The organism is Shigella sp. FC1567, from assembly GCF_001743015.1.
In the GTDB taxonomy this organism is placed as follows: domain Bacteria; phylum Pseudomonadota; class Gammaproteobacteria; order Enterobacterales; family Enterobacteriaceae; genus Escherichia; species Escherichia coli.
This window is the reverse complement of sequence record NZ_MIIV01000382.1, coordinates 1-534: the sequence shown is the minus strand read 5'-3', so window position 1 is coordinate 534 and position 534 is coordinate 1. Positions and strand designations below refer to the sequence as shown.

Annotated in this window: 2 protein-coding genes; one reads left to right on the top strand and one right to left on the bottom strand. The window is 50.9% G+C overall.

Annotated elements, in window-relative coordinates; genetic code table 11:
* A partial coding sequence (locus tag BHE85_RS27065) for a hypothetical protein (protein ID WP_044326058.1) occupies positions 1-214 on the top strand: 214 nt, incomplete at its 5' end.
* 14 nt (positions 215-228) lie between these two features.
* Here BHE85_RS27065 and BHE85_RS18275 read toward each other — a convergent pair.
* A complete protein-coding gene (locus tag BHE85_RS18275) occupies positions 229-336 on the bottom strand; it encodes a type I toxin-antitoxin system toxin Ldr family protein (protein WP_000170965.1) in 108 nt (35 codons plus the stop codon).
* Between the last annotated feature and the right edge of the window lie 198 nt (positions 337-534).

Genomic DNA, 534 nt, shown 5'->3' with positions numbered 1-534 from the left:
CTCAATTCATCTTCACTTCATCCCTGAAATGTTTGCAATGAAGAGTGCATTCCGGTTTTTCAACAGCTGTTACAGTCGTTTCATGAGTGCTCTGGATGATGCTTCCAGCTCGGGTTGCCAATATTTACTTGTGGAAGAGATAAAGACAAAAATGGCCGCAGGCTGTTACCCCTGCGGCCGGTTTCGGGCGCATATTGCCATCACGGCAGCCTGACGCCCGTTTTCACCTTACTTCCGGTTACGCCACCAGCTGACAATCGCTGCGGTAATAATCCCCGCCAGGATCGGTGCTGCCAGGTCGTGCCAGAAAGTCATGGCAAACTGCGCGAGCGTCATATAGCCGCCTTGTTGTAATGACAACATTTTGCGGCTATTCTTGAAGTGTCTGGTTTCAAGATTAGCCCCCGTTTTGTTGTCAGGTTTTACCTCTCAACGTGCGGGGGTTTTCTCTTTCCAGCAACCAATGCCACCAGGGATAAAGCCCCCGCAACATTGCGCCTCACCGGATAATTCCGGCTTGGTGTGGATACTACG